Source organism: Virgibacillus sp. 7505 (assembly GCF_002272135.1).
Taxonomy (GTDB): domain Bacteria; phylum Bacillota; class Bacilli; order Bacillales; family Amphibacillaceae; genus Terribacillus.
The window spans coordinates 1-284 of the sequence record NZ_NPBF01000160.1; the positions used below are offsets into that span (position 1 = coordinate 1).

The window sequence follows — 284 nt, forward strand, 5'->3', positions numbered from 1 at the left end:
CTGTGAGAGGTTGCGCCCGAGCTGGAGTCGCAGCCTTTCAAATAGTGGGAGGAATTTCCGTTAACACCACATACGAGGAGGAAATAAAATGGCTAAAAAAGGCAAGAAATATGCAGACGCTTTAAAGCTTGTAGACCGCGATACGGCTTACCAAGCGGAAGAAGCGCTTGAACTAGTAAAGAAAACATCAGTCGCTAAGTTTGACGAAACAGTAGAAGTTGCTGTTCGCCTTGGCGTTGACCCTAAAAAAGCGGACCAACAAATCCGCGGCGCGGTTGTGCTTC

Annotated in this window: 1 pseudogene; it reads left to right on the plus strand. The window is 47.9% G+C overall.

Going from position 1 to position 284, the window contains the following annotated elements:
- Nucleotides 1-88: 88 nt before the first annotated feature.
- Nucleotides 89-284, plus strand: a pseudogene (locus CHH91_RS18410) (50S ribosomal protein L1); the annotation flags it as partial.